This is a genomic window from Pseudomonas sp. QS1027 (assembly GCF_002814235.1).
In the GTDB taxonomy this organism is placed as follows: Bacteria; Pseudomonadota; Gammaproteobacteria; order Pseudomonadales; family Pseudomonadaceae; genus Aquipseudomonas.
The window spans coordinates 379,725-403,706 of record NZ_PHSU01000003.1; the positions used below are offsets into that span (position 1 = coordinate 379,725).

The 23,982-nt window shown below is 62.2% G+C and carries 23 protein-coding genes; 13 read left to right on the forward strand and 10 right to left on the reverse strand.

The features are described from left to right. The first annotated feature begins 23 nt into the window (after nucleotides 1-23). From CWE01_RS02435 to CWE01_RS02455, 5 genes are all read left to right on the forward strand, one after another. The gene (locus CWE01_RS02435; RefSeq protein WP_100938924.1) at nucleotides 24-1,370 is read left to right on the forward strand and encodes a DEAD/DEAH box helicase; all 1,347 of its coding nucleotides are present in this window, start codon (nucleotides 24-26) and stop codon (nucleotides 1,368-1,370) included. A 282-nt stretch (nucleotides 1,371-1,652) separates the two neighbouring features. Next, the gene (locus CWE01_RS02440; protein ID WP_100938925.1) at nucleotides 1,653-2,780 is read left to right on the forward strand and encodes a merozoite surface protein 3b; all 1,128 of its coding nucleotides are present in this window, start codon (nucleotides 1,653-1,655) and stop codon (nucleotides 2,778-2,780) included. A 1-nt stretch (nucleotide 2,781) separates the two neighbouring features. Beyond that, the gene (locus CWE01_RS02445; RefSeq protein WP_177410444.1) at nucleotides 2,782-4,029 is read left to right on the forward strand and encodes a DUF6384 family protein; all 1,248 of its coding nucleotides are present in this window, start codon (nucleotides 2,782-2,784) and stop codon (nucleotides 4,027-4,029) included. Then, nucleotides 4,029-5,393 (forward strand): hypothetical protein, encoded by a 1,365-nt coding sequence (locus tag CWE01_RS02450; RefSeq protein WP_100938926.1) that lies wholly within the window; start codon nucleotides 4,029-4,031, stop codon nucleotides 5,391-5,393. Before CWE01_RS02445 ends, CWE01_RS02450 begins: the two co-directional genes overlap by 1 nt. 195 nt (nucleotides 5,394-5,588) lie before the next feature. Beyond that, nucleotides 5,589-5,981: a transcriptional regulator gene (locus tag CWE01_RS02455; RefSeq protein WP_100938927.1), complete on the forward strand. Its 393-nt coding sequence runs from the start codon at nucleotides 5,589-5,591 to the stop codon at nucleotides 5,979-5,981. 107 nt (nucleotides 5,982-6,088) lie between these two features. On the opposite strand, the gene CWE01_RS02460 is transcribed toward CWE01_RS02455, so the two are convergent. Further along, nucleotides 6,089-6,958: a DUF6279 family lipoprotein gene (locus tag CWE01_RS02460; RefSeq protein ID WP_100938928.1), complete on the reverse strand. Its 870-nt coding sequence runs from the start codon at nucleotides 6,956-6,958 to the stop codon at nucleotides 6,089-6,091. A gap of 223 nt (nucleotides 6,959-7,181) precedes the next feature. Next, nucleotides 7,182-7,370 (reverse strand): hypothetical protein, encoded by a 189-nt coding sequence (locus tag CWE01_RS02465; protein WP_176987101.1) that lies wholly within the window; start codon nucleotides 7,368-7,370, stop codon nucleotides 7,182-7,184. Nucleotides 7,371-7,717: 347 nt separating this feature from the next. On the opposite strand from CWE01_RS02465, the gene CWE01_RS02470 reads away from it, so the two are divergent. Continuing rightward, entirely contained in the window at nucleotides 7,718-8,554 is an 837-nt protein-coding gene (locus CWE01_RS02470) for a S1 RNA-binding domain-containing protein (RefSeq protein WP_100938929.1), read from the forward strand. Nucleotides 8,555-8,580: 26 nt separating this feature from the next. Here CWE01_RS02470 and CWE01_RS02475 read toward each other — a convergent pair whose 3' ends face one another. Then, the gene (locus CWE01_RS02475; RefSeq protein ID WP_100938930.1) at nucleotides 8,581-9,759 is read right to left on the reverse strand and encodes an MFS transporter; all 1,179 of its coding nucleotides are present in this window, start codon (nucleotides 9,757-9,759) and stop codon (nucleotides 8,581-8,583) included. Nucleotides 9,760-9,862: 103 nt separating this feature from the next. On the opposite strand from CWE01_RS02475, the gene CWE01_RS02480 reads away from it, so the two are divergent. Continuing rightward, nucleotides 9,863-10,765, forward strand: coding sequence for a LysR family transcriptional regulator (locus tag CWE01_RS02480; RefSeq protein WP_100938931.1), 903 nt, complete (start codon nucleotides 9,863-9,865; stop codon nucleotides 10,763-10,765). A gap of 126 nt (nucleotides 10,766-10,891) precedes the next feature. Beyond that, entirely contained in the window at nucleotides 10,892-11,017 is a 126-nt protein-coding gene (locus CWE01_RS33745; RefSeq protein ID WP_017903325.1) for a PA1414 family protein, read from the forward strand. A 57-nt stretch (nucleotides 11,018-11,074) separates the two neighbouring features. Here the strand turns inward: CWE01_RS33745 and CWE01_RS02485 are convergent, their stop codons facing one another. From CWE01_RS02485 to speB, 6 genes are all read right to left on the reverse strand, one after another. Then, nucleotides 11,075-11,326 carry a phosphopantetheine-containing protein gene (locus CWE01_RS02485; RefSeq protein WP_100938932.1) on the reverse strand — a complete coding sequence of 84 codons (252 nt, stop codon included), beginning with the start codon at nucleotides 11,324-11,326 and terminating at the stop codon, nucleotides 11,075-11,077. Next, nucleotides 11,323-11,637, reverse strand: a complete 315-nt coding sequence (locus CWE01_RS02490; RefSeq protein ID WP_100938933.1) for an acyl carrier protein — start codon at nucleotides 11,635-11,637, stop codon at nucleotides 11,323-11,325. The genes CWE01_RS02485 and CWE01_RS02490 overlap by 4 nt, the downstream gene beginning before the upstream one ends. Nucleotides 11,638-11,894: 257 nt before the next feature. Further along, nucleotides 11,895-13,274: a sodium:solute symporter gene (locus CWE01_RS02495; RefSeq protein WP_100938934.1), complete on the reverse strand. Its 1,380-nt coding sequence runs from the start codon at nucleotides 13,272-13,274 to the stop codon at nucleotides 11,895-11,897. An 83-nt stretch (nucleotides 13,275-13,357) separates the two neighbouring features. Beyond that, nucleotides 13,358-14,866 (reverse strand): cytosine permease, encoded by a 1,509-nt coding sequence (locus tag CWE01_RS02500; protein WP_100938935.1) that lies wholly within the window; start codon nucleotides 14,864-14,866, stop codon nucleotides 13,358-13,360. Nucleotides 14,867-14,920: 54 nt separating this feature from the next. Next, nucleotides 14,921-15,331: a nuclear transport factor 2 family protein gene (locus tag CWE01_RS02505; protein ID WP_100938936.1), complete on the reverse strand. Its 411-nt coding sequence runs from the start codon at nucleotides 15,329-15,331 to the stop codon at nucleotides 14,921-14,923. 9 nt (nucleotides 15,332-15,340) lie between these two features. Continuing rightward, nucleotides 15,341-16,291 carry an agmatinase gene (gene speB, locus CWE01_RS02510; RefSeq protein WP_100938937.1) on the reverse strand — a complete coding sequence of 317 codons (951 nt, stop codon included), beginning with the start codon at nucleotides 16,289-16,291 and terminating at the stop codon, nucleotides 15,341-15,343. A gap of 166 nt (nucleotides 16,292-16,457) precedes the next feature. Here speB and CWE01_RS02515 point away from each other — a divergent pair, with 166 nt between their 5' ends. Both CWE01_RS02515 and CWE01_RS02520 read left to right on the forward strand, forming a co-directional pair. Next, entirely contained in the window at nucleotides 16,458-17,351 is an 894-nt protein-coding gene (locus tag CWE01_RS02515; RefSeq protein WP_040065200.1) for a LysR family transcriptional regulator, read from the forward strand. Nucleotides 17,352-17,365: 14 nt separating this feature from the next. Beyond that, complete coding sequence (locus tag CWE01_RS02520) at nucleotides 17,366-17,989, forward strand: tRNA-uridine aminocarboxypropyltransferase (protein WP_100938938.1); 624 nt, start codon at nucleotides 17,366-17,368, stop codon at nucleotides 17,987-17,989. A 19-nt stretch (nucleotides 17,990-18,008) separates the two neighbouring features. On the opposite strand, the gene CWE01_RS02525 is transcribed toward CWE01_RS02520, so the two are convergent. Then, the gene (locus tag CWE01_RS02525) at nucleotides 18,009-18,596 is read right to left on the reverse strand and encodes a YecA family protein (RefSeq protein ID WP_100938939.1); all 588 of its coding nucleotides are present in this window, start codon (nucleotides 18,594-18,596) and stop codon (nucleotides 18,009-18,011) included. A 252-nt stretch (nucleotides 18,597-18,848) separates the two neighbouring features. Between CWE01_RS02525 and recQ the strand changes: the two genes are divergently transcribed. The 3 genes from recQ (at nucleotide 18,849) to CWE01_RS02540 (ending at nucleotide 23,961) form a co-directional block, all read left to right on the forward strand. Further along, complete coding sequence (recQ, locus tag CWE01_RS02530; protein ID WP_100938940.1) at nucleotides 18,849-20,978, forward strand: DNA helicase RecQ; 2,130 nt, start codon at nucleotides 18,849-18,851, stop codon at nucleotides 20,976-20,978. Nucleotides 20,979-21,118: 140 nt separating this feature from the next. After that, nucleotides 21,119-21,553, forward strand: coding sequence for a MarR family transcriptional regulator (locus CWE01_RS02535; RefSeq protein ID WP_100938941.1), 435 nt, complete (start codon nucleotides 21,119-21,121; stop codon nucleotides 21,551-21,553). Nucleotides 21,554-21,717: 164 nt separating this feature from the next. Further along, entirely contained in the window at nucleotides 21,718-23,961 is a 2,244-nt protein-coding gene (locus CWE01_RS02540) for a FimV/HubP family polar landmark protein (protein WP_100938942.1), read from the forward strand. The last annotated feature ends 21 nt before the right edge of the window (nucleotides 23,962-23,982 follow it).

Sequence of the window (23,982 nt, forward strand, 5' to 3'; positions counted from 1 at the left end):
TGTATTTCTTCGAGGTAGCACCCGTGTTTTCCGAATTCGCCCTGCACGAACGCCTGCTCAAAGCCGTGGCCGAGCTTAAATTTGTCGAGCCTACGCCGGTGCAGGCCGCGGCCATTCCGCTGGCGTTGCAGGGGCGTGACCTGCGGGTGACGGCGCAGACCGGCAGCGGCAAGACCGCCGCGTTCGTCCTGCCGATCCTCAATCGCCTGATCGGTCCGGCCAAGGTTCGCGTCAGCATCAAGACCCTGATCCTGTTGCCAACCCGCGAGCTGGCCCAGCAGACCATCAAGGAAGTCGAGCGTTTCGCCCAGTTCACTTTCATCAAGTCCGGCCTGATCACCGGTGGTGAAGACTTCAAGGTCCAGGCCGCCATGCTGCGCAAGGTGCCGGATATCCTGATCGGCACCCCGGGGCGGATGATCGAGCAACTGAACGCCGGCAACCTGGACTTGAAAGAAGTCGAAGTGTTGGTACTCGACGAAGCCGACCGCATGCTCGACATGGGCTTTGCCGAAGACGTACAGCGCCTGGTGGACGAATGCACCAACCGCCAGCAGACCATGCTGTTCTCCGCCACCACCGGTGGTTCCGGCCTGCGCGATATGATCGCCAAGGTCCTGAACAACCCTGAGCACCTGCAGCTCAATGCGGTCAGCCAGCTGAACGACACCACGCGCCAGCAGATCATCACCGCTGACCACAACCAGCATAAAGAGCAGATCCTCAACTGGTTGCTGGCCAACGAGACCTATCAGAAAGCCATTGTCTTCACCAACACCCGGGCCATGGCCGACCGTATCTACGGCCGCCTGGTCGCCCAGGAATACAAGGCTTTCGTCCTGCACGGCGAGAAGGACCAGAAGGACCGCAAGCTGGCCATCGACCGCCTGAAGCAAGGCGGGGTGAAGATCCTCGTGGCCACCGACGTCGCCGCTCGCGGCCTGGACGTGGACGGCCTGGACATGGTGATCAACTTCGATATGCCGCGCAGCGGCGACGAATACGTGCACCGTATCGGTCGGACCGGGCGTGCCGGTAACGACGGCCTGGCGATCTCGCTGATCTGTCACGGCGACTGGAACCTGATGTCGAGCATCGAGCGCTACCTCAAGCAGAGCTTCGAGCGCCGCACCATCAAGGAAGTCAAGGGCACCTATGGCGGGCCGAAGAAGGTCAAGGCTTCGGGCAAGGCCGTAGGCGTGAAGAAGAAAAAGACCGACGCCAAGGGTGACAAGAAGAAGTCGGCCGCCAAGGCTCCGACCAAACGCAAGATCGCCAACCGACCGAAGACCGATGCCCTGTCGTTGGTCAGCAAGGACGGCATGGCGCCGCTCAAGCGCCGCAAGCCGGAAGCCCCGGCTGCCGAATAACCCGCTATCGGCTGCGTGAAAACGCAGTGCGGCGGTTGCTTCCTTCCCAATGCCCCGACTTGTCGGGGCATTGGCGTTTTTGTGGGAGCGATGTCTGTGGGCGTTGCACTTTCTCGTGCAAAAAGCACTTCCGCTGTTTCCATTAAAACAGCGGGGCAGTAGTGGCACTTTGCTAAAAAACGGCAGTCAGATTGGAACTTCAACAATGGCGCTCTGGTATTATTTCGCGCTCACGTCGGCAGGATGATGGAGCCCTGGAAGGCTCCGTATAGGGAATAATTCATGAACTACCTCGAACGCTCCATGTCTGCCTTGCGCTCCATCGGCATCACTTTCCCGGACCAGAATGCGCCCGTGCTGGCACTGCTGGACCAGGTGTCGGTGTATGACGCCACCCGCGTTACCGCGATCGCCGCCACGCTGCAACAGTCCACGGTGTTCAACGCCGTGGTCCGCGACAAGTTGCAGAGCATGGATGTCAGCACCCGTTATGCCGATATCGCCGCCAGCTTCGATTCGATCCAGGCCGATGCCCGGCAGATGATGGAGTGGATGGCCGACGGCAAGCTGCAGTTCTCCGAGCGCATCCAACTGGGCTGGATGAATATGCGCCGCGGTTCGATCCCGGATCGCTTCGAGAGCATTCGCAAGAACTACCTGGATGTGGCGAAGTCGGCCAATGAGCAGATCCAGCTGGAAACCCTGATTCTCGAGGCCTATCAGGACTATCGCCTGGCGATGAAGTCGGCTGAGGTGGATGCCTGTGAAGTGCAGAAAATCGCTCAAGCGAAGATGGATAGCGGACGCCAGGGCCTGACCGAGGCCGGCGCGGCCCTGGAGGGCACCGAGCTGGAAGCGACCGAGCGAGCCAAGCTCGAGCTGGCGCGGGATGTCGCCTTGCGCGACTTGCAGGACGAGGACAAGCGTTACCAGATCATCACCGATATCGCCGATCAACTGAAGACCGCCTACAACGCGGCTGAGTTGGTGTTCGCGCGCCTGAGCCAGTACCACAGCGTGAAAGAGCGGCTGTACCAGCGTGCCGTGAGCTTTTTCGCCACCAACGAAATCGTTCTGACCGGCCTGGCTGCGGGCTTTACTTCGTCCGGCGGGCTGGCCGAGGTGACCAACACCCTGAATGCGATGAACCAGGGGATCAACTCCAGCCTGGAGATCCAGGCCAAGGTCGGCGGCGAGCAACTGAATGCAGCGTTGAAAGCCGGCTACGGCTCGACCCTGAAGGCCAGTTCGGTCAAGGCCCTGGCCGATGCCGTGGTGGACTTCCAGGCCAGCAGCCTGAGTCTGATCCAGGAACTGCGCAAGGAGTCCTCGGCGGCGGCGGCGGAAATCGAGTCGATCACCGAGGACAGCAAGCGTCGCTTCAGCGCGCTCCTGCAAAAGGGGATCTGAAGTGAGCAACGTTGTCTCCCTCTCCGAGCAGATGGGGGCCATGGCGCTGATCGACGAGATGCGTTTCAGCCAGGCCGAACTGCAGAAACAGCTGGACCTGCCCAGGCATCGCCTGCGGGTGGCCGAGCAGATCCGTGAATTTTACCGGGCCAAGGGCATCGAGGTGGAGGATGCCCTGGTCGAGGAGGGCGTTCGCAACTTCTTTGCCAACCGCCTGACTTATCAGGCTCCGGCACCAGTCGGCACGTTGGCCAAGTTGCTGGCGCGAGCCTATATCACCCGTGGGCGCTGGCTGGTGCCTACGGTGGGTGTCCTCGGGGTAGGCCTGTGGGCGATCCTGGTGGCGCCGTCGTTTTCGGCGTTTTCTGCTCAGGCGTCGCTGAGCGCGGCACAGGGTCGAGTGGATGAGGCTCGGGAGCTGGTTGCAAGCCATGCCGGACAGCGTGAGCAGTTGGAAAAGCGTGTCTCCACGCTGAAGGCCGATGTGCTTGTGGCGAATTTGCCCGCGGCGCGGCAGGTATTTGAACAGACCGGGCCGGTGCTGGAGAGCGCGCGTGCAGCAGAACGGATCACGCTGCCGTTGCACGTCACGGAACAGAGTTACAAAGAGGACTCCAAGCTGGCCGCCTCGGCGGTCAAGAGCCTGAAGAAGGACAGTGCCGACATGAAGGCACTGGCGACTCAGCTGGATGCGCTGAGCGCGCAAACGGACACGATCAGGCCCTGGTTGACGAAGCTGCAGGATGCGCAGGAACAAGTGCGCAAGATGGGCTTGAGCAACGCCGACGCCGGGCAGTTCCAACCGCTGTTTGCCAAAGTCGATCAGGCCGTCAGGGTCATGGATGCGACAGCCGCCGAACAGGGATTGAAGGAGGTTGAGCAACTGCGGGCGATAGCGGCGACACCCTTGACCCTGGAAGTGGTCAGCCGTACCGGCGAGAAGTCGATGGTTGAGCGCAATTTCGATCCGACCGGGGGCAAGTCCTGGTACCTGCTGGCCGAGGCGCTCGACGCCTCGGGCAATGTTGTCCCGTTGCCCATCACCAGTGTCGAGACCGGGGAGCGGCGTTATGCCTCGATGTTTGGCGTGCGGGTCAATCAGGCCACCTACCAGGCGGCCAAGAACGACAAGCAGGCGGATGGCCTTGTCGATGATCGCCTGATGGGGAAAAAGGCGGCCAACTCGCTGTCCTTTGCGTTCGTCAAAGGGCCGGTCAAAGCCAAACCTGATTACATCCTGGAGTGGTAATGAACGCGAGCCTTATAGAAGCCACCCTCCGTGACAACTCCCGGAACCTGGAGGCACAACTGCGCCAACTGCAGCTCGAGTTGTCCGCTGCCCACGATCAGGAGTTGCGCCTGCAGCAGGGGCTCGGCAACGCCTTTCCGCATATCGCCAATTATCAGTTGTCCGGCGGTGCTCCGCTGTCTGTCGAGGTCCAGCGCTTGCTCGACCAGCGCGAGCAGGCGGAGGCCGCTTTGCGTCAGGAGCTGGCGCAGGTGGAGGAGGGCATTGCCGGGCAGTTGCAGGTGATTTCGGGTTTGGCCGAGGCGCTTGAGACCCGGGTTGCGGACCTTGATCAGCAAGTCGAGCAAGACCTTCGCGACCAGCAACAGGCCGCTTTGGTCAGCGAGGTCGACGAGCAGTCCTACAAGGAGCTGCGGGATGAGTGTCGGCTCAAGCTCCAGGCCTTCCAGGCCGACCGGTTTTACGTCTATCTGCGCGAGCGTGGATTTGGTACCGATGCTTATGTCGGGGCGTTTGTCTGGCGTGGGCTGGATCGTTGGATTGCGCGTTTGTGCAATTTCACCCAGAACAGTGCTGCCGAGCGCACGCTGCTGGCCATGCAACGGGCCAATGAAGCGGTGGGCAAGGAGCGTCAGGCGAACCGCGCGGCCCAGGAGGCCGAGCGTGCGCGACTGCACCAAAGTGCCCTGTCCGCCAGCGATCTGCCGGTGTTGCAAGAGCGTCAGCGACAAGCGCAGCAGGCGCTGGAAGCGGGCAAGGCCCAGGCCAATGCGATCCATCTGCGCCTGGCGCCGTATGTCAGCAAGCGTGACGAGGATTTTGCCAAGGCGTCCGAGCTGTTGTCCCGGCAACTGGCCGAGATGAATGACACGACCCTGGAGCAACTGGCCGGCCAGACCCAGGGTGCACAGGATGACGAATTGGTACGCCGGGTGCGTGACTTGCGCGCTGAGCTGGAGGTGTTGCGGTTGCGCGTGCCGTCTCTGGAGCAGCAGTGCCGGGACGCCGAGGCCAGCTATGAGTTGGCCAAGCAACTGGAGCGTACGTTGCAGTCAGGTGGACTCATCAGTGCCCGCTACGACTATCGGAACGTGAATCTTGATGGGGTGCTCGCCGGGTTTATGCAGGGTGCAATATCGCTCTCCCAGGTGGTGAGTGAGGTGGACAACAACCGAGAGTTCATCAGGGTTGCCCCGAGCCCGAGCAGCAGCGCCCGTTCGAGCGGCAGTCGCAGCCATGGCTCGAGCAGTCGTTCAGGCGGTTTCTTCGGGGGCGGTTCTTCGAGCGGTTCCAGTTCCGGCAGCTCGTCCGGTTCTTCCAGCTCCGGGAGTGGCGGCGGGTTCTCCACCAGCGACAGTCTCTAGATCGAGGGGCTGGCGGAACAAGGACGGGGCAGCGCAGGCTGCCCCGTGTCGTTTCGTCCGTGCTCGATCGACAAGGTATCGGGCGGTTTCCGCCCAATGGTCATCCTTGGGCGCAAACCGGCTGAACCGTCATGGCTGGCACTGCTCTATCCTTATGCGGGGTTTCTCACTCTCACATGTGAAGGGTTAATCAGGATGACGACTTACAACTGGGAACTGATCGAACGTCTGCTTCATGAAGTGCAGAAGAGTTCCGGCCATAGCTTCGCCCCTCGGGCCTACGCCGAGGAGCACGCCGCGGCCCAGGCCGCGCAGGGGCAGGCGCCGGGTAATCTGGATGACTTGAAGGCGCAGGCGGCGGACTACGAGCGACTGCTGCTCAAGCACGACTATATCGAAAGCCGGCCCGAGGGCGAGGGCGGCAATGGCGAGAACTTTATCCTTACGCCGCGTGGCTCCGCCCTGTTGAGCCTGCTTGACAGCAGCATTCCCGGCAACGACCACCCCTTGCAGGTACTCGACGAGCAGGACGACGCGCTGGACCCGGCCACCTTCGATCAGTTGGCCGCCAAGGTGCAGATCGCCTGATTCAGTTGCATACCCTTTTGGGAGCCGGCTTGCTGGTGATGGTGGCAGTGAACATTGCCTCGCTCTTCCTGCCAAGCCGGTTCTTTATTTAGCGCGACAGCCTTTCTTCAATTGGCCTGGGCCGTTTTCAGGCATTTGAGCGCCGAGAAGTCCTGGCGCATTTCGTCGATCTTCTTCAGTAGCCGCGTCTGTTGGTCGGCGTTGCTCTCTGCCATCAGTTCCACCAGCAGGCTGCGGGTGGCCTGCTCCGCGCGCTCGTGGGCCTGGCGATATTCGGCGGTCCACAGGCTGTCCTGATCCTGCAGCAACTGTTCGATCCGTTTCGGGAAGTCCGCGCGCTGGCGCTGCTCGACCGCTTCACTCAATTGCGTCTGCCAGTTCATCCGGTTGGCCACCCATAGCCGGTTCTGCTCGCCGAGGCTGCTGGACCAGGCGGTGATGCGCTGTTGCTGGCTCAGGCTCAATGGCCCCAGCCAGCCCTTGAGGCGTTTGCTCATGCGCTCGGCGCGGTCGCGGATCTGTTCGTCGACGGGCGGGGTCACGTACTTCGCTCGATGTTCACGCTGATCCTTGGCAAAGGCCTGGCTCATCTCGCTCACCTGTTGATCGCTCAGGCCCCGCAGCAACTCGACCGCCGAAGGCGTGACAGTGCGCGCGACCTGGGCAATGGCCTGGCGGGCCTCGGCGGTGCGGGCCTGCACGGCGGCATCGGTGACCTGGCGGTTTTCGACCATCTGTTGCACACGCTCGAGCCAGTCCAGGTAGTCCGGCACTTGAGTGGTGCAATGCCAGTGCAGATGTTCCTTGAGGCGTTCACGGAACCAGTCTTTCTGCCCGCGGTTCATGTCCACGTAGTCGCCGAGGGTCCAGGGGATGATCACGTCCAGATTGCGATAGGCCAGGCCGACCCGCGAGCAGGCGCCGAGGGCCAGGCTCAGGAGCAGCAACCAGAAGAGGGAGGTCGGCCGGTACGACATGGATGAATCCTGATGGGGGACATTTCTCCATGGAACGCTTATGCGGGCAGTGGTTCAACCGCGCAATGGTTTCTATCGATGACCAGGGCGGCTGACGCGGGCGCACGGGGGCTTGCGCGCGGAGCGATCGGCACGGTGTCTGCAGTGGGAGGGCGGGAGGTTGCTTCAGCCCTGCGCCTTGAGGTTCAAAGCGCAGAGTGGCTTGGGTGTTGCGCGGGGGGAATTATTTTTTGCCGAGGGTGATTTGTTTCGACGGACCGAAAGTCTGGCCGCTGACGCCTTTGGCAATTTGCTGGATCTCGCCGCCGGACTTCAGGAAAGCCGCAATTTGCTCGTTGATCGAATCGCTGGTTTCAACGGCTGGAGCGGGCTTTGCTTTGCTGTTGGATGCTTTTACGCGCATGGCGGCCATTAACCTGTGTAGATATTAACTGGATCGATCATCCTACCTGAAAGGCTTGACAATTGCTTGGTAAATATCCAGGGCAATGGTAATGGGCTATTCGCAAAGGCTGCGCGGGGGCCTTGTTATTATTGGCTAAGCTACTGTTTTGACTCGTAACCAGGCCGCGATATTTGTCGGGCAAGGGCCGAATTTCACACGCAGGCGCGGGCGATGGTCTGACGAACGGCCATGCTTTTGTCGGCAAGCCCTTGAAAATCAAGCCTTGCAGAGGGCTTTTCAGCCGGTGGCAAGCGCTGTGAAACAGCGCCGTCAAACTCGGGTAGAATGCCAGCCACGCAATGAGGGTATTGGAAATGGCTTTAGTCGGGCGTTATAACAGCTTGCAAGTGGTTAAACACACTAATTTCGGTTTGTATCTGGACGGTGGCGCGGACGGCGAGATTCTTCTGCCCAACCGTTATATCCCCAAGGATATTCCCAGTGAAGATGAAGACTGGCTGAATGTTTTCATTTATCTGGACAGTGCTGACAAGTTGATTGCCACCACGGAAAAACCCAAAGTTCAGGTGGGTGAATTCGCCAGTCTCAAAGTCAAGGAAGTTAACAGTATTGGTGTGTTCCTCGATTGGGGATTGCCCAAGGATCTGCTGTTGCCGTATTCCGAAGAGAAGCGCCAGTTGAGCGCCGGTGACTATTGCGTGGTGCATGTCTATCTCGACAAGCACACCCGTCGCATTACCGCCACGGCGCGCCTGGATCGCTACCTGGACAAGACTCCGGCCAGCTACACGCCCGGCCAGGAAGTCGACCTGCTGGTGGCCGAAGCGACCGACATGGGCTTCAAGGCGATCATCAACAACAAGCATTGGGGCCTGATTCACAAGAACGAAGTGTTCAAGTTCCTGCGGGCCGGCAAAGAAGAAAAAGGCTTTATCAAGGAGATCCGTGCCGACGGCAAGATCAGCCTGAGCCTGCAACCGGTGGGCGAGGAAGCCTCCGGCAGCCTGAACAGCAAGATCCTCGCCAAGTTGCGTGAAAACAATGGCGTGCTGGCGGTCAGCGACAAGAGCGATCCGACCGTGATCAGTGGTTTGTTCGGGGTCAGCAAGGGCAACTTCAAGAAGGCCATTGGTGCGCTCTACAAGCAAGGGCAGATTGTGATCCATGCCGACCGCATCGAATTGAGCTGAGTTTTGGTGTGGCGGTCCGGCGACGATCAGCGTCGCACCAGGGTCGCCCCCGACGCCGGTACCGTCACTGGCCGCAGCAACACCAAGCCCGCCAGCACCAGGCCGCTGCCCGCCACGATCAAGGCCGGCTGCAGGCCGCCGCTGAAGTGGCTGCTCAAGGCCGCGAGCAACGGGCCGCAGAGCTGACCGATGGCGAAACAGGCGGTCAGCAACCCGGCATTGCGATGGGTGGCGTGAGGCGCCAGTTCCCGCGAGCGCTGCATGACCAACTGCATGCAGGCCAGGAACGGCGTACCACAGAGAATCACCCCCAGCACCAGCCCCAGGCCGCTCGACAACAGGCAGGCGAAGACCCCGGCGGCTTGCAGCCAGAGCGTCACCATCAGCCAGCGACGGGTACTGTCGGATCTGGCGCGCCGCAGGCTCACCAGCACCACACCGAGGGCCGCGACCAGACCGAAGCTGGGCCAGAACAGGTCGGCCTGCCATTGCCCGTGAAAGCGTGCACTGGCCATCTGCGAGAGAAAGGTCGCCGGAATGATGTAGCCCAGGCCGTACAAGGCATAGACCAGGCCCAGATGAGCAATGGGCTGCGGCTCTGTGTCCGTGGCCACGGGGGCGGTTGTGGTTGTGGCGGCGTGGGTGGAATTCGGCAGCGGCAGGAAGGGCAGGATCAGCAACAACATCAGCAGGCCGACACCGGCATATACCAGCCACAGGGTCGACGAGTTCTGTCCCAGCAGGTTCGAGCCCAGTGCCAGCAGGCCGGTGAGCACGATGCCCAGGCCGGGGCCGGCAAACACCCAGGCGCCCAGGCGTGGGCGACCGACGGAATGGGCCAGCGGCTGGCTCAGGCTGGTGATCATGACCACCACCCAGGCACTCGCGACCCCGGTGCCGAAGCGCAGCAGCCAGTGCGACCAGAACCCGTGGGCCCAGTACGAGGCCAGGGTCAGCAGCACACATAACCACAGGCCGGCGAGCAGGCGCAGGCGCACATGATGCGCGCGCCGGGCAAACATGGCATCCACCGCGCCCAGCAGGTAGCCCAGGTAATTGGCGGCGGCAATCAGGCCGCCGGCGGTCAGGTCGATCTGGCCTTCGCTGATCAGGTGCGGCAGTTGCGGGGTCAGGGCGAAGCGGCCCACGCCCATGGCCATCATCAGGGCGATGAAGCAGGCGGTTAAACGAATCAGAGGTGACATGGCGTCATTTCCAGGCAGAGGACTATGACCGTCAGGCTAGGATCGATTGACTTTCTTTAAAAATGAATAATAGTGAGTAACTTGTTCTGATTTGGAGAGGATCATGGAGTTCAGCCAATTGCGGATCTTCCACGCCGTCGCCGAGGAGGGCTCCATCACTCGCGCCGCCGAGCGCCTGCACCGGGTGCCGTCGAACCTGTCCACGCGCATCAAGCAGCTCGAGGAGCAACTGGGGGTCGAGCTTTTCCTGCGCGAACGCCAGCGCCTGCAACTGTCGCCGGCCGGCAAGGTCTTGCTCGATTACTCGAACCGGCTGTTTTCGCTGCATGACGAGGCCCAGGCCGCCGTGCGCGGCGGGCAACCGGCGGGGGACTTCGTACTGGGCACCATGTACAGCACCGCGGCGATCTACCTGCCGTCGATGCTGGCGCGTTATCACCGCACCTATCCCGAAGTGAACCTGCAGGTGCAATCCGCGCCCAGCGGCGAATTGCTCGAAGGGCTGGTCTCCGGACGCCTGGATGCCGCCCTGGTGGATGGCCCGCTGCAACTGGCCGGGCTCGACGGCATTGCGTTCTGCGATGAAACCCTGGTGCTGATCGCACCGGCCGATCACCCGCCGGTGCGCAGTGCCCTGGAGGTACAGGGGCAGCCGGTTTTCACCTTTCGCCGCGGCTGTGCCTACCGTTTGCGCCTGGAGGCCTGGTTCGGCCACTATCACGCGGCCATGGGCCGGGCCATCGAGATCGAGTCCTATCCAGGAATGCTCGCCTGTGTCACCGCCGGTTCCGGGGTGGCGATGATGTCCGAGTCGATGCTGGCCAGCCTGCCGGGGCGGGAAAGCGTGTCGGTGCATCGGCTGGTCGAGCCTTTTGCCAGTGCCACCACCTGGCTGATGTGGCGCAAGGGCATGGTCGGCGCCAACCTGGCGGCCTGGATCGAGCTGCAGAAAAGTGCCTTGCCGCCAGTGCCGAGCCGTGCCGAAGGGCTCCGTGCGTCGGCTTGAAGCGTTTTGCCATGATTTAAATCAAAGATCCTGCTGCAAGGGACAGCATTGCGTAGGACTTAGGGCTATGATCTGTGTGAAGCGGCTACAGAACTCCGTCGCTCGCATTACCCTGAAGGGGGCTATATGAAAGACAAACTGCAAACCTGGCTCCATGACCTCGGTGTTGCCCTGGGTCTGATCGAACCGCCACTGCAGCCGGTACCTATTCGTACCGACGATGATCGCCGTCGCCGCCAGCCGCGTCGGTAAGCGCCTCCGGGCGGGCAACACGGTTCAGCGCCGTTCGCGGGTCCGTGTCTGCGAAGTTCAGTGCCTGGCGATTTTCTGCAGGAAACGACTCAAGTCGTTGACCGTGACCGCTTCCTTGAGCAAGCGGTCTTCCTCTTCGGTAAACGCCGTCAGATCAAACTCATCTTCAAGACGAAACATCAGGTCTTCAATGTCCTGTGTGTCGAATCCCAGTGCCTGCAAGCTCTGATCGTCAGCGAACGCCTGATGGTCGTCGAGCCGCAGGCTGACGAAATCATGCACGCTCTTGCGGATATCGGTTCTTTTCATGCGCCTGGTCTCCCCGGTTGTCTTTGCGGCGAGGGCGGCGCGACTGTTCCGAGGGGAGGGAATCCGGCGGGTTCGGCGGGCCGGGTTTTCTCATAGATAAATCGACTGAGATCGCCAAGGGTATTGATGCCTATCAGGTCGCGGTTCAGATCCAGCCGCACATCGAACAGACATTCAAGCTTATGGAACAGCTCGACGAGATCAAGGGAATAGGCGTCGTCCTTGGCTTTTGACGGGTCTTGCAGCCATTTCAACGACAGTTGTTCTTCAATGGAGTGGCAGATTTGCTGATGAATCTCGAGCCTGTTCATAAAAGCCTCGAAGAAGGGTTTCTTATTGTTCGACCCTTTCCTGGGGCATTGCGATAGTGGTCAAACTACGACACCAGCGATCCCTGTGCCTTCCGGTTAATCAAAAAGCAGTCGCTATAGGCCAGTACAGCACAAGTTTTGCGCGGGACCTGACCGTTCATCCCCCTGAGCGTGTACGGGGCGGTCAATGGGGGAGGGTGGCAGGCAAAAAAACGGGTGCGACAACCGACGTCGCACCCGCTGAAGTAACCGCGGTATCAGATGGCGCTGGCGACGCTGGCCGGGCGCGGGGACAGCAGGCTGACCACGACGAAGCTGATCAGGCCGATGGCCAGGCTGTAGTAGATCGGGGTATTGGCGTCCAGGCCGTCCTTGATCATGAACACCAGGGCGGTGACGAAGCCCAGGGCCATGCTGGTAATGGCGCCGCTGGTGGTGGCGCGTTTCCAGAAGATCGCGCCGATCAGCGGAATCAGCATGCCGCCCACCAGCAGGTTGTAGGCCAGGGTCAGGGCACTGATCACGTCGCTGACCACCAGGGCGATGCCCAGCACGACGATCCCGGTCAGGCAGGTGAACAGGCGGTTGATCCCCAGGCTCGACTGCTTGCCGCCACGCAGTTTCGGCAGCAGGTCTTCGGTCAGCACGGTGGAGGCGGCCAGCAGGCCGGCGCTGGCGGTGGACATCATGGCCGCCAGGGCCGCGGCGATCACCAGGCCACGAATGCCATCGGGCAGCGATTGTTTGACGATGGCGGCAAAGGCGTTGTTGACGTTGGCCAGGTCCGGAATCAGTACGTGAGCAGCCATGCCGATCAGGGCGCAAGCCAGGCCGTAGGCGATGCAGTAGACCCCGGCGACGCTGCCCGCATACTTCGCGACTTTCTCGTCCTTGGCGGTGAACACCCGTTGCCAGATGTCCTGGCCGATCAGGATGCCGAAGAAGTAGATCAGGAAGTAGGTGATGATGGTGTCCCAGCCGATGGTGGTGAAGCTGAAGCTGCTCGCCGGCAGCTTGCTCACCAGTTGGTCCCAGCCACCGACGCGGTAGAGGCAGATCGGCAAGAGGATGAACATCAGGCCCACGGTCTTGATCACGAACTGGACGATATCGGTCAGGGTCAGCGACCACATGCCGCCGATGGTCGAGTAGACCACCACCACGCCGCCGCCCAGCAGTACCGAGAGCCAGAACGGCAGGTTGAACAGCACTTGCAGCACGGTGCCGATGGCGAGGATCGATGTCACGCCGATCATCAGCGCGTAGGCCAGCATGATCACCGCGCTGGCCTGGCGGGCCATGGGGTTGTAGCGCTTCTCCAGGACCTGGGTCACGGTGAAGATTTTCAGTTTCAGCAGCGGTTTGGCGAGGAACAGGTTCAGCGCGATGATGCCCAAGCCCAGGGCCGCGCAGAGCCAGAACCCGGAAATTCCGTGGACATAGCCCAGGCGCACGGTGCCGACGGTGGAGGCACCACCGAGTACCGTGGCGGCCATGGTGCCCATGTACAGGGTCGGGCCCAGGTTGCGTCCGGCCACCAGGTAGTCTTCGTGGGTTTTGGCCTTGCGCATGCCGTAATAACCGAGCACGAGCATGCCAGCGGCATAAATGAGTACAACCAATAAATCCAAAGCCATGACGGCGTGTCTCCGATTATCTTTTTTATGGTCGAGCAAAGTTCAAGGCAGATTCTGTGGCGAGGGGGCTCGCCACAGCTGTATCAGGCCGCCTGGCGCATCCCGGGCTTCAACGTTTTGCCATCCTGGCTGCGCGCATCCTGTGGTCCATAGACCTCTGCCGTTTCCGGGAACAGGCTGAGCAGTGCCAGGTACATCAGCGACGCCAGCCCGAGGGTGATCGGCAGGCTGATGTCGATGCCATCGGCCAGGTTGCCCAGCGGGCCGACGAACTGCCCCGGCAGGTTGACGAAGCACAGGCCCACCAGCGCGCTGGGGATCCAGGCGCCCAGGCCGCGCCAGTTCCAGCCGTGGCTGAACCAGTAGCGCCCGCCGGTTTCGCCGCGGGTGAAGACTTGCAGGTCATCCGGGCAGTAGTAACCGCGACGCACCAGCAGGCCGATGATCATGATCACCATCCACGGGGTGGTGCAGGTGATGATCAGCACGGCGAAGGTCGACACGCTCTGCACCAGGTTCGCCGCGAAGCGTCCGATGAAGATGAAGGCAATCGACAGCACGCCGATCAGCAAGGTCGCCTTGACCCGCGACAGCAGCCGTGGGAACACGCTGGACATGTCCAGCCCGGTGCCATACAGCGAGGTGGTGCCGGTGGACATGCCGCCGATCACCGCGATCAGGCACACCGGCAGGAAGAACCAGGTCGGCGAGACGGCCAACAGACCGCCGACATAGTTGTTCGCGGTGATGTAGTCCGGTGCCTTGATCGCCACGATGGTCGCGGTGGCGAGGCCAAACAGGAAGGGAATCAGGGTGGCGATCTGCGCCGCGATCACCGCCAGCATGATCCGGGTTTTCGAGGTTTCACGGGGGATATAACGCGACCAGTCGCCGAGGAACGCGCCGAAGGAAATCGGGTTGCTCATGGCCACCAGCGCGGCGCCGATAAAGGCCGCCCAGAAACCCGCCTGACCCATCGCCACGGTCCCGGCGAAGTGGCTGTCGAAGGCCGGCGCAAAGGCAAAGATCCCCAGCAGGAACAGCAGACTGGCGGCCCACACCGCGATGCGGTTGACCCACAACATGAAGCGGAAGCCATAGATGCACACCGTCAGTACCAGGATCGCGAACAGACCGTAGGCCAGGCCCAGGGTCAGGTCGGTTTCCGGCATGTCGATCAGCCGCTTGGCGCCGCCGATCAGCGCATCCCCCGAGCTCCACACCGAGAGCGAGAAGAACGCGATGGCGGTGAGCAACGACAGGAACGATCCGACGATCCGCCCGTGCACACCGAAGTGCGCGCCGGAGGACACGGCGTTGTTGGTGCCATTGATCGGACCGAACAGGCCCATGGGCGCGAGGATCAGCGCGCCGAGCACCACGCCCAGCACGATCGCCCAGACGCCGGCCTGGAAGGACAGGCCGAAGAGCACCGGGAAACTGCCGAGCACGGCGGTGGCAAAGGTATTCGCGCCGCCGAAGATCAGGCGAAACAGGTCGCTGGGTCGGGCGTCGCGTTCGTGGTCGGGGATCTGTTCGACCCCGTTGGTTTCAATGCTGCTAAGGCTTTTTTCATTGTTATTTTTATTCATGATCGCTCCGATCACTGCGGTGCCCCCATCTTCCGCGGGGGCTACCGACGTTGGCTAAGGGGAGGGCAGTCCTTGAGGTGTCGCTGACAAATGTTCGTGGCAGGCCAGCCATTGGCCTTGTTCCGGTTGTTTGCGAAATACAATGGTTTCGCGCTCCTGGCTAAAGAGAAGCTCCCCTTGCATGCGCAGCTCGGTGGCCACGTCATGGATGAAAATCGCCACGTCGCCCTGCAGGCTGACGAAGGCGTTGCTCGAGGTGCACGACAGCACCTCGAAGCCATCCTCCGCCCGCCAGTTGTCCCACAACGCCTGATAGGCGTCGCGTGACAGCAGTGGCTGTTCGAGGGTGTAGAAGACGAAGCTGGCATCGGCGCTGAACGCGCCGAAGTAGGCTTCGCGATCGTTGGCGGCGAAGGCGGCCACCAGCTCGGCGGCGGCCTTGAGTACCTGGTCACGGTCGTTCATGGCGACTCCTCAGCGGTGGGCTACGCCGGGCAGTACGCAGAGCATCTCGTACAGCAGGTTGGCGCCGAGCAGCGAGGTGTTGCCGGTGGTGTCGTAGGGTGGCGAGACTTCCACCAGGTCGCAGCCGACCAGGTCGAGGCCCTGGCAACCGCGGACGATCTCGATCGCCTGGATGGTGGTCAGGCCGCCGATTTCCGGGGTGCCGGTACCGGGCGCCCAGGCCGGGTCGATGCCGTCGATGTCGAAGCTCAGGTACACCGGGCCGCCGCCGACTTTTTCGCGAACTTCAGCCATCAGCGGGGCGAGGGATTTGTGCCAGCACTCTTCGGCCTGGACCACGCGGAAGCCCTGCTTGCGGCTCCAGTTGAAGTCTTCGGCGGTGTAGCCCTGGGCGCGCAGGCCGATCTGTACCACCCGGTCGCAGTCCAGCAGGCCTTCTTCCACGGCACGGCGGAAGGTGGTGCCGTGGGCGATTTTCTCGCCGAACATGTGATCGTTGACATCGGCGTGGGCGTCGATGTGCACCAGGCCGACCTTGCCGTGTTTCTTGTGGATGGCCCGCAGGATCGGCAGGGTGATGGTGTGGTCGCCGCCCAGGGTCAGTGGGATGACCGGGTGTTCGAGGATGGCATCGTAGGACTCTTCGATGATGCGCACGGCGTCCAGCAGGTTGAAGGTGTTGATCGCCACGTCACCGATGTCGGCTACCGACAGCGAATCGAAGGGCGCGGCACCGGTGGCCATGTTGTACGGGCGGATCATCACCGATTCGGCGCGGATTTCCCGCGGGCCGAAGCGGGTCCCGGCGCGCAGCGAGGTGCCGATGTCCAGCGGGATGCCGATAAACGCGGCGTCGAGGCCGGCGGCCGATTGCAGGTGCGGGAGGCGCATCATGGTGGCGATACCGCCGAAGCGCGGCATTTCGTTACCGCCCAGTGGTTGGTGAAGAATCTTGTCCACGGGTAAGCCTCATCATTTATTTTGGTTATCAGGGGGCGATTCTGCGAAAGGCGCCGGGCGGGAAGAATCGCTGACGGCAAATAGTTAGTTCAGGTTTTTCTAAACTAATGGGAAACTGGGCGAACAGAATTGTTTCCGGCACTGCAGACTTTCCCCAGGAACTCCCATGGCCAACGCTTTACCCGACCTGAAACTATTGCGCATCTTCGTCAGCGTGGTCCGGCACCAGGGCTTCGCCAACGCCCAGCAGGAGCTCAATCTCTCGACCTCGGCCATCAGCACCTACATGAGCCAGCTGGAAGCGTCCCTGGGCCTGGTCCTGTGTCATCGCGGGCGCGGCGGTTTCAGCCTGACCAGCAAGGGCGAGTTGTTCCACCAGGAAACCCTGCGCCTGCTGGGCGAGCTTGAAGGTTTCGAGCAATACGCCGCGGCCCTCAAGGGTGAATTGCGCGGCACCTTGAACCTCGGCGTGATCGATTCCACGGTCAGCGAGCCGGCGTTGCCCCTGGCCGAGGCCATCGGTGCCTACAGCCAGGAGCACCCGGCGGTGCACCTGCACCTGTCGGTGATGAGCCCTTACGAATTGCAGCTCGGTGTGCAGGACAATCGCCTCGACCTGGCCATCGGTGCTTTTTCCACGCGCATGAGCGGGCTGGTCTACCAGCCGCTGTACCGCGAGCAGCACTGGTTGTATTGCAGCAACCGGCATCCGCTGTACAACGAACGGCGTATCCCGGAACAGGTGATCACCCAGCAACGCATGGTCGGACGCGGTTACTGGAGCCAGGCCGAGCTGGCCCGCCATGGCTTCAAGCACAGCGCGGCGACGGTGGAAAGTATGGAGGCGCAATTGATCCTGGTGTTGTCCGGCGCCTACATCGGTTACCTGCCGGAACACTACGCCCAGCCCTGGGCCGACAAGGGTGACCTGCGGGTGCTGCTGCCGGCGACCTTCGGCTACCAGGCGCCGTTCTCCATGATCCTGCGTCGGGGTCGCAGTCGCGAGCCGTTGATCCAGACCTTCCGCGACCTGCTCAAAGCGCAGCTCAACCAGCCCTGATCGGTACTCACTCAATGTCCAGAGCCCGTTGCGAACGCTGCCTGCGTCCCGAAAGCCATTGCCTGTGCGCACTGATCCCACAATTGGACAGTCGCACCCGCGTGCTGCTGTTGCAGCACCCCAGCGAGGTCAACCATGCCTTGAACACTGCCCGGTTGGCGGCGCTGGGGTTGACCAATGCCGAGTTGCGGGTGGGTGAGGTGTTCGAGGATCTGCCCCAACTGCTGCAACAGCCCGGTTACCAGGCGAAATTGCTGTTCCCGGCAGACGATGCGCAGCCCTTGCAGGCTTATGTGGCCGCACCGAGCGAGTTGCCACTGTTGCTGGTGGTGCCCGACGGCACCTGGCGCAAGGCGCGCAAGATGCTCTACCTCAATCCATTGCTGGCGGCGTTGCCACGGGTGACGCTGGGGGCGGGGGCGGTGTCGCGCTACCGATTGCGCAAGGCGCCGGAGCCGGGTGCACTGTCGACGGTGGAAGCGATTGTCCAGGCGCTGGAAACCCTTGAGGCTCCAGTTTCGTTCGCAGGGTTGCTGCGACCGTTCGAGGCGCTGATCGAAGGGCAGATTCGGGCGATGGGTGAAGAGACTTTCCTGCGCAACCATGAAAAAAAACGCCCGGCAGTGCCGGGCGATTGAGTTCATGCCGTCAGCCGACTCAGTGATGACGTGGCTTGAGGATCGCCGGCTTTTCGTCCGGGGCGTTGCACAGCAGGTACAGCGCGGTCAGGGCTTCCGGGATCTGTACGATCATGTCGTCCATCAGGTTGGCATCGGCGGCGATATCGGCGAACTCGGGTTGTTCATCGAACAGGCCGGAACCGACCATGATCGGCAGGAGCATTTCGCTGACTTCGTCTTCGGCGGTTTCGAACCAGGCCTCTTCACGCAGGAACACCCCTTCCATGAAGCCGATGCACCAGCCGCGCAGCTCGGAGTCGTCCGGGTCGTCGCCCAGGTCCAGGTCGCAGGGCAGCTCGAACTCTTCGTCGGATGCCAGTTGGCGGGCGATATGGGCCTTGAGCTGGATCAGCGTGGTTTCGATCTCTTCGCGCTGGGCGGCGTCGCTGTAGTGCGGCTCCTCGGCGAACAGGGCGTCGATCCATTCCCGATCGGGGACGATCTCGGCACAGATCGACAAGGCGGTCAGGTAGCCGTTGGCGGCGACATAGTCCAGCGCCTCTTCGTGCAGCTCGTCGGCGTCGAGGAAGGCTTGCAGGCGGGTGAGTTGCTCAGCGAAGGACATTGAGGGGCTACCTTGGGAATAAACGATAGGCAATTCTAGGCGTTCTTGAGCCCTCAGGCCAGCAAGCACTGAATTCCGTTAACCGACCGGCATCGCCCATTGCCATCGGGCGCTCGGGTATACTGCCGCGTTTTGTGATGCGCTGCTGACCCTCGGGGCAGTTGGGAAATGCCTGCTTACGGATTATTTCGTGAAATTGGCGAGTTTTCAGCCAGCCTTTGAACAAGCGTTTCGATGATTTTTGGAGTGGCTATGCTCGAACAGGCTCAACGCGTCCTCAAGGACATCTTCGGTTACGACAGCTTCCGTGGTCGCCAGGGTGCCATTATTGAGCGCGTGGCCAATGGCGGCGATGCCCTGGTGCTGATGCCGACTGGTGGCGGCAAGTCGCTGTGCTTCCAGGTCCCGGCGCTGCTGCGCGAGGGCCTGACGGTGGTGGTCTCGCCTTTGATCGCGCTGATGGACGACCAGGTGGCGACCCTCGAGGAACTGGGTGTCGCCGCCGCGGCGTTGAACTCGACCCTGAGCGCCGAACAGCAGCGTGAGCTGGCGGCGCGGATACGTCGCGGCGAAGTGAAAATGCTCTACCTGGCCCCCGAGCGCCTGGTGCAGCCACGCATGCTGTCGTTCCTGCAGAACCTCCAGATCGCCCTGTTCGCCATCGATGAGGCCCACTGCGTGTCGCAATGGGGCCACGACTTCCGCCCCGAGTATCTGCAACTCGGCCAGTTGGCCGAGCTGTTCCCTGATGTGCCGCGTATCGCCCTGACCGCCACCGCCGACAAGCGGACCCGCGAGGAAATCGTCAATCGCCTGCATCTGCAGAATGCCGAGCGCTTCCTCTCCAGCTTCGACCGGCCGAATATCTTCTACCGCATCGTGCCCAAGGAGCAGCCGCGCAAACAGCTGCTGGCATTCCTTTCGCAACGGCGCAGCGACGCCGGGATTGTCTACTGCCTCTCGCGCAAGAAGGTCGATGAAGTCGCCGCGATGCTGTGTGAACAGGGCTTTCCGGCACTGCCTTACCACGCCGGGCTGGCCAGCGATGTGCGCGCCGCCAACCAGAAGCGTTTCCTCAACGAGGAAGGGCTGATCATGGTCGCGACCATCGCCTTCGGCATGGGCATCGACAAGTCCAACGTGCGCTTTGTCGCCCATCTCGACCTGCCCAAATCCCTGGAAGCCTACTACCAGGAAACCGGTCGGGCCGGCCGCGATGGCCTGCCGGCGGATGCCTGGATGGCTTATGGCTTGCAGGATGTGGTGATGCTCAAGCAGATGTTGCAGAACTCCGAGGGTGATGAGCGGCACAAGCGCCTGGAGCACCACAAGCTCGACGCCATGCTGGCCCTGTGCGAAGAAACCCGCTGCCGTCGCCAGACCCTGCTCGCCTATTTCGATGAGGATATGCCGCAACCCTGTGGGCATTGCGACAACTGCGTTGATGGCGTGCAGACCTGGGATGCCACCGAACCGGCGCGCCAGGCGCTGTCGGCGATCTTCCGCACCGGCCAGCGGTATGGCGTCGGGCACCTGGTGGATGTGCTGCTGGGCAAGGAAAACGACAAGGTGCGCAGTTTCGGTCACCAGCACCTGACGGTGTTTGGCGTCGGCAAGGTGCTGGCTGAAGGCGAATGGCGCACGCTGTTCCGCCAGCTGGTGGCCCGCGGGTTGGCCGATATCGACCTGGAAGGCTACGGCGGTCTGCGCCTGAGCGATAGCTGCCGGCCTCTGCTCAAGGGCGAAGTGAGCCTGGAGCTGCGCCGCGACCTCAAGCCGCAGACCACGGCCAAAAGCGTCTCCGCCAGTCCCGCCAGCCAATTGGTGCGTGGCGAGGAGCGCGAACAGTGGGAAGCCCTGCGGGCCCTGCGGCGCAAGCTGGCGCAGGAACATGGCGTGCCGCCCTATGTCATTTTCCCCGACTCCACCTTGCTGGAAATGCTCCGCAGCCAGCCGACGTCCCTGGCGGAAATGGCCAAGGTCAGCGGTATCGGCGCACGCAAGCTGGAGCGTTACGGCGAGGCGTTCCTCGAAGTCCTCGGCGGCGAGGCCGAAACCCCAAAAGCCGTGGCCGACATCCGTCACGAATTGATCAGCCTGGCCCGGGCCGGCATGACGCCGTTGCAGATCGCTGGCCAGTTGCAGTGTTCGGAAAAGAATGTCTACACCCTGCTGGCCGAAGCCGTCGGCCGCCAGGAACTGTCGCTGGAACAGGCGCTGGACTTGCCGGAGGACCTGTTGGGGGAAATCCAGGACGCCTTCCTCGACGGCGAAGGCGAACTGCCCCCCGTGACCGCCATTGCCGAGCTGTTTGCCGGGCGTGTGCCGGAAGGGGTTCTGTACTGCGTGCGGGCCGCCTTGCAGGCCGAATTTGAAATGTGAGGTCGGTATTGTTCCCGGTCACTGTTCTATTCACGACAAGTAACGATTCAGCGCTGAGCAAGCCTTGCCTCCGGGCATGGGCCATGCTTAGCTGACTAATAATTAGTTTTGTCTATTTTAAGTCTAACCCTGAGTGTTTTATGCCGTTGATCGATGAACACCGTTTTGGCATGCAGTTGGCGCATATGTCGCGAGGCTGGCGCGCGGAACTGGATCGCCGTCTGGCGGGCCTGGGCTTGTCCCAGGCGCGCTGGCTGGTCTTGCTGCACCTGGCACGTTTTACCGAGGCCCCGACCCAGCGTGAGCTGGCCCAGAGCGTGGGAGTTGAAGGGCCGACCCTGGCACGTCTGCTCGACAGCCTGGAAACCCAGGGGCTGGTCCAGCGCCAGGCCGTGCTGGAAGACCGCCGGGCGAAGAAAATCCTCCTGAGTGCCTCGGCACGGCCCTTGATTGAACAGATCGAGACCATCGCCACCGCCTTGCGCCATGAGCTGTTCGTCGGTGTCGACGATGAAGAGCTGCGGATCTGCATGCGGGTCCATAGCCGGATCCTGACCAATCTGGAAAAATCTTGAGGCATTCCCAGGCTCTCGGGCTTGGGGAGTCCTCAGCGAGTTTGGGAAAGCCTTCAACGAATTTTGATAGTCTTTGCGCTGCAGACTATAAGAGTTATTGGTTCTGTGTATTGTGTCGGTGTCCGGCCCGCGCGCGCGGGCCGTCACGCCAGTAAGGGATGCTCATGCTCGAGAGTTTGCAGTCCGCGTTGCGGTGCTCCATTGGAAAATCCACCCTGACCCGGGCTCGCCTCTTGGCCATGCTGGCCGGTGGGTTGTTGTATTCGGCGCTGGCTCCGGCCATGGGCCTGGGGGATATCACCCTGCATTCGGCGCTCAATCAGCCGCTGAATGCGGAAATCGCCCTGATCGAGCCGGGCGACCTGGCCGACGGCGAACTGTCGGTCAGCCTGGCGACTCCCGAGGAGTTCTCCCGGGCGGGCGTCGAACGGGTGTTCTTCCTCAATGACCTGCGCTTTACCCCTGTGTTGCGGGGCAACAGCAGTGTTATCCAGGTGCAGAGCAACAAGCCGGTCAGCGAACCTTTCCTGAATTTCCTGGTGCAGGTCAACCGGCCCAACGGGCGCTTGCTGCGCGAATACACCGTGCTGCTCGATCCGCCGGGCAACCTGCCGGCCGGTTACAGCTTGCCTGCTCGCAGCGCTGCTCCTGAGCAACCGGCTTCGGTGGCGAATATCCCGCCGCCGCCTGCGCTGCAAGGCAAACACTACACCGTGGTCAAGGGCGACAACCCCTGGGTGATTGCCAAGCGACTGCGCGAAGCCGGCAGCCAGGCGTCGGTCAATGAACTGTCCCAGGGCATTCGTGCGCTGAACCCGGGCAGCGACCGTTTGCGGGTCGGCCAGAGCCTGTTGTTGCCGGACGTTGCAGTGGTTGCGACCCCGGCGTCTTCTGGGGCTCCGACCTTGGCCGTGGCCGCTACGGCCACCGCGGCTGCCGCCACGCAGAATGCGGTTGCTGCCGTGACCGAGACAGCGCAAAACGCCGAGGAACTGGCCAAGGCCGCCCTGGAAAACCAGCAGTTGCAGAAGACCGTCGAGGATCTGCAGGTCAGGCTGAAGGCGCAGGACGAGATGATTGCCAGCAGCCAGAAGCAGAGCGTCGAATTGCAGACACAACTCGCCGAGCTCAAGACCAAGGCTGCAGCGCCGGCACCCGCCGTGGTGGCCGCGCCAGTGGTGCTGCCGACACCGGCCACCGAGACTGTCGATGGCCCGAACTGGCTACTGTGGGGGGCGGTGTTGCTGCTGATCGCACTGCTGGCCGTGGCCTTTATCCTGCGGCGCAACCGCCAGCAGGCTGAGCAGGCACCCGGGGCCGTGCCTCCGGTGGCCCCGCCTCCGGAACCTATGGTCAGTCGCGTGGTAACGCCGGCCCAGCCGACCAAGGCGGCAACGCCCGCGCCGACGCGGATCGAACCGGTGGTGGCCCCGGCTGTGGTGGCCTCGCGTCAGTCCAGCGAAGTGCCGGACGCTCTTGAAGGCGTGAGCATCTATATCGCCTATGGCCGCTTCAGCGAAGCGGCGGGCATTCTGCGCGAAGCCATGCTCAAGGAGCCCGAGCGCACGGACTTGCACCTGCGCTTGCTCGATGTGTTGGCCCAGCAGGGCGACAGTGCGGCTTACGCGACGGAAGAGCGCAAGCTGCTGGAGGCCGGGTTCAACGAGTCGGCCCTGCAGGAGTTGCGCGCCAAGTATCCGAAACTGCAAAGCGCTGCCGCAGCGCCAGTCCAAGCCCCAGCCGCTGCGTCCCCGGCAGCCGTTCTGGCGGCGGCCGGCGCTGTGGCAGCGGCCACGTCGGTATTGGCAGCACACTGGAATGAGCCGGCTGAGGAAACGACTGCAACCGCCCCTGTCGCGGACAAGCCGTTGGAGGATGAATTCCAGCTCAACCTCGATGACCTGTCCATGGACGCCGACTGGGACCTGGTCAGCCCGTTCGACAATACGCCCCATCCCCGCAGCAAGACCGCCGAAGAGCCGGTTTTGCCTGTCGAGCTGGAGCCTGAGCCCGAGCCGATCTTCACCAAGAGCTTCAATGAACTTCCGGAAGTGTTCGAGATGCCGGACGAGCAGTTCCTCAGCGATTTTTCCGAGCTTGAGTCCGAGCCTGCACCCGCGCCCGTTGGCGAAGTGGAGTTGAGCCTGCCAGAAGGCGGGGACTCACTGGACGACGCGTTTCTCGATGGTTTCATGAGCGATTCCGAGCCCCTGGACATCGAGCCCCTGGAAGTCGACTTCGACAGCCTGGAGCTCGAGCAGGCTTCGGCCAGCAAGCTTGAGCGGGCGCAAACCTGTATCAATGTCGGCGACCTGGACCATGCCAGCCAACTGCTTCTCGAGCTGCTGCGCGAAGGCGATGAGCCCCTGAAGCAAACGGCTCGTTCCCTGCTGGCCAGTATTCGCTGATACGGCTCGCCCCTGCGAACA

Coding starts and splice junctions, on each gene's coding strand:
- CWE01_RS02440 (WP_100938925.1), top strand. CDS start 1,653: ATGAACTACCTCGAACGCTCCATGTCTGCCTTGCGCTCCATCGGCATC.
- CWE01_RS02450 (WP_100938926.1), top strand. CDS start 4,029: ATGAACGCGAGCCTTATAGAAGCCACCCTCCGTGACAACTCCCGGAAC.
- CWE01_RS02455 (WP_100938927.1), top strand. CDS start 5,589: ATGACGACTTACAACTGGGAACTGATCGAACGTCTGCTTCATGAAGTG.
- CWE01_RS02460 (WP_100938928.1), bottom strand. CDS start 6,958: ATGTCGTACCGGCCGACCTCCCTCTTCTGGTTGCTGCTCCTGAGCCTG.
- CWE01_RS02465 (WP_176987101.1), bottom strand. CDS start 7,370: ATGGCCGCCATGCGCGTAAAAGCATCCAACAGCAAAGCAAAGCCCGCT.
- CWE01_RS02470 (WP_100938929.1), top strand. CDS start 7,718: ATGGCTTTAGTCGGGCGTTATAACAGCTTGCAAGTGGTTAAACACACT.
- CWE01_RS02475 (WP_100938930.1), bottom strand. CDS start 9,759: ATGTCACCTCTGATTCGTTTAACCGCCTGCTTCATCGCCCTGATGATG.
- CWE01_RS02480 (WP_100938931.1), top strand. CDS start 9,863: ATGGAGTTCAGCCAATTGCGGATCTTCCACGCCGTCGCCGAGGAGGGC.
- CWE01_RS33745 (WP_017903325.1), top strand. CDS start 10,892: ATGAAAGACAAACTGCAAACCTGGCTCCATGACCTCGGTGTTGCCCTG.
- CWE01_RS02485 (WP_100938932.1), bottom strand. CDS start 11,326: ATGAAAAGAACCGATATCCGCAAGAGCGTGCATGATTTCGTCAGCCTG.
- CWE01_RS02490 (WP_100938933.1), bottom strand. CDS start 11,637: ATGAACAGGCTCGAGATTCATCAGCAAATCTGCCACTCCATTGAAGAA.
- CWE01_RS02495 (WP_100938934.1), bottom strand. CDS start 13,274: ATGGCTTTGGATTTATTGGTTGTACTCATTTATGCCGCTGGCATGCTC.
- CWE01_RS02500 (WP_100938935.1), bottom strand. CDS start 14,866: ATGAATAAAAATAACAATGAAAAAAGCCTTAGCAGCATTGAAACCAAC.
- CWE01_RS02505 (WP_100938936.1), bottom strand. CDS start 15,331: ATGAACGACCGTGACCAGGTACTCAAGGCCGCCGCCGAGCTGGTGGCC.
- CWE01_RS02515 (WP_040065200.1), top strand. CDS start 16,458: ATGGCCAACGCTTTACCCGACCTGAAACTATTGCGCATCTTCGTCAGC.
- CWE01_RS02520 (WP_100938938.1), top strand. CDS start 17,366: ATGTCCAGAGCCCGTTGCGAACGCTGCCTGCGTCCCGAAAGCCATTGC.
- CWE01_RS02525 (WP_100938939.1), bottom strand. CDS start 18,596: ATGTCCTTCGCTGAGCAACTCACCCGCCTGCAAGCCTTCCTCGACGCC.
- recQ (WP_100938940.1), top strand. CDS start 18,849: ATGCTCGAACAGGCTCAACGCGTCCTCAAGGACATCTTCGGTTACGAC.
- CWE01_RS02535 (WP_100938941.1), top strand. CDS start 21,119: ATGCCGTTGATCGATGAACACCGTTTTGGCATGCAGTTGGCGCATATG.
- CWE01_RS02540 (WP_100938942.1), top strand. CDS start 21,718: ATGCTCGAGAGTTTGCAGTCCGCGTTGCGGTGCTCCATTGGAAAATCC.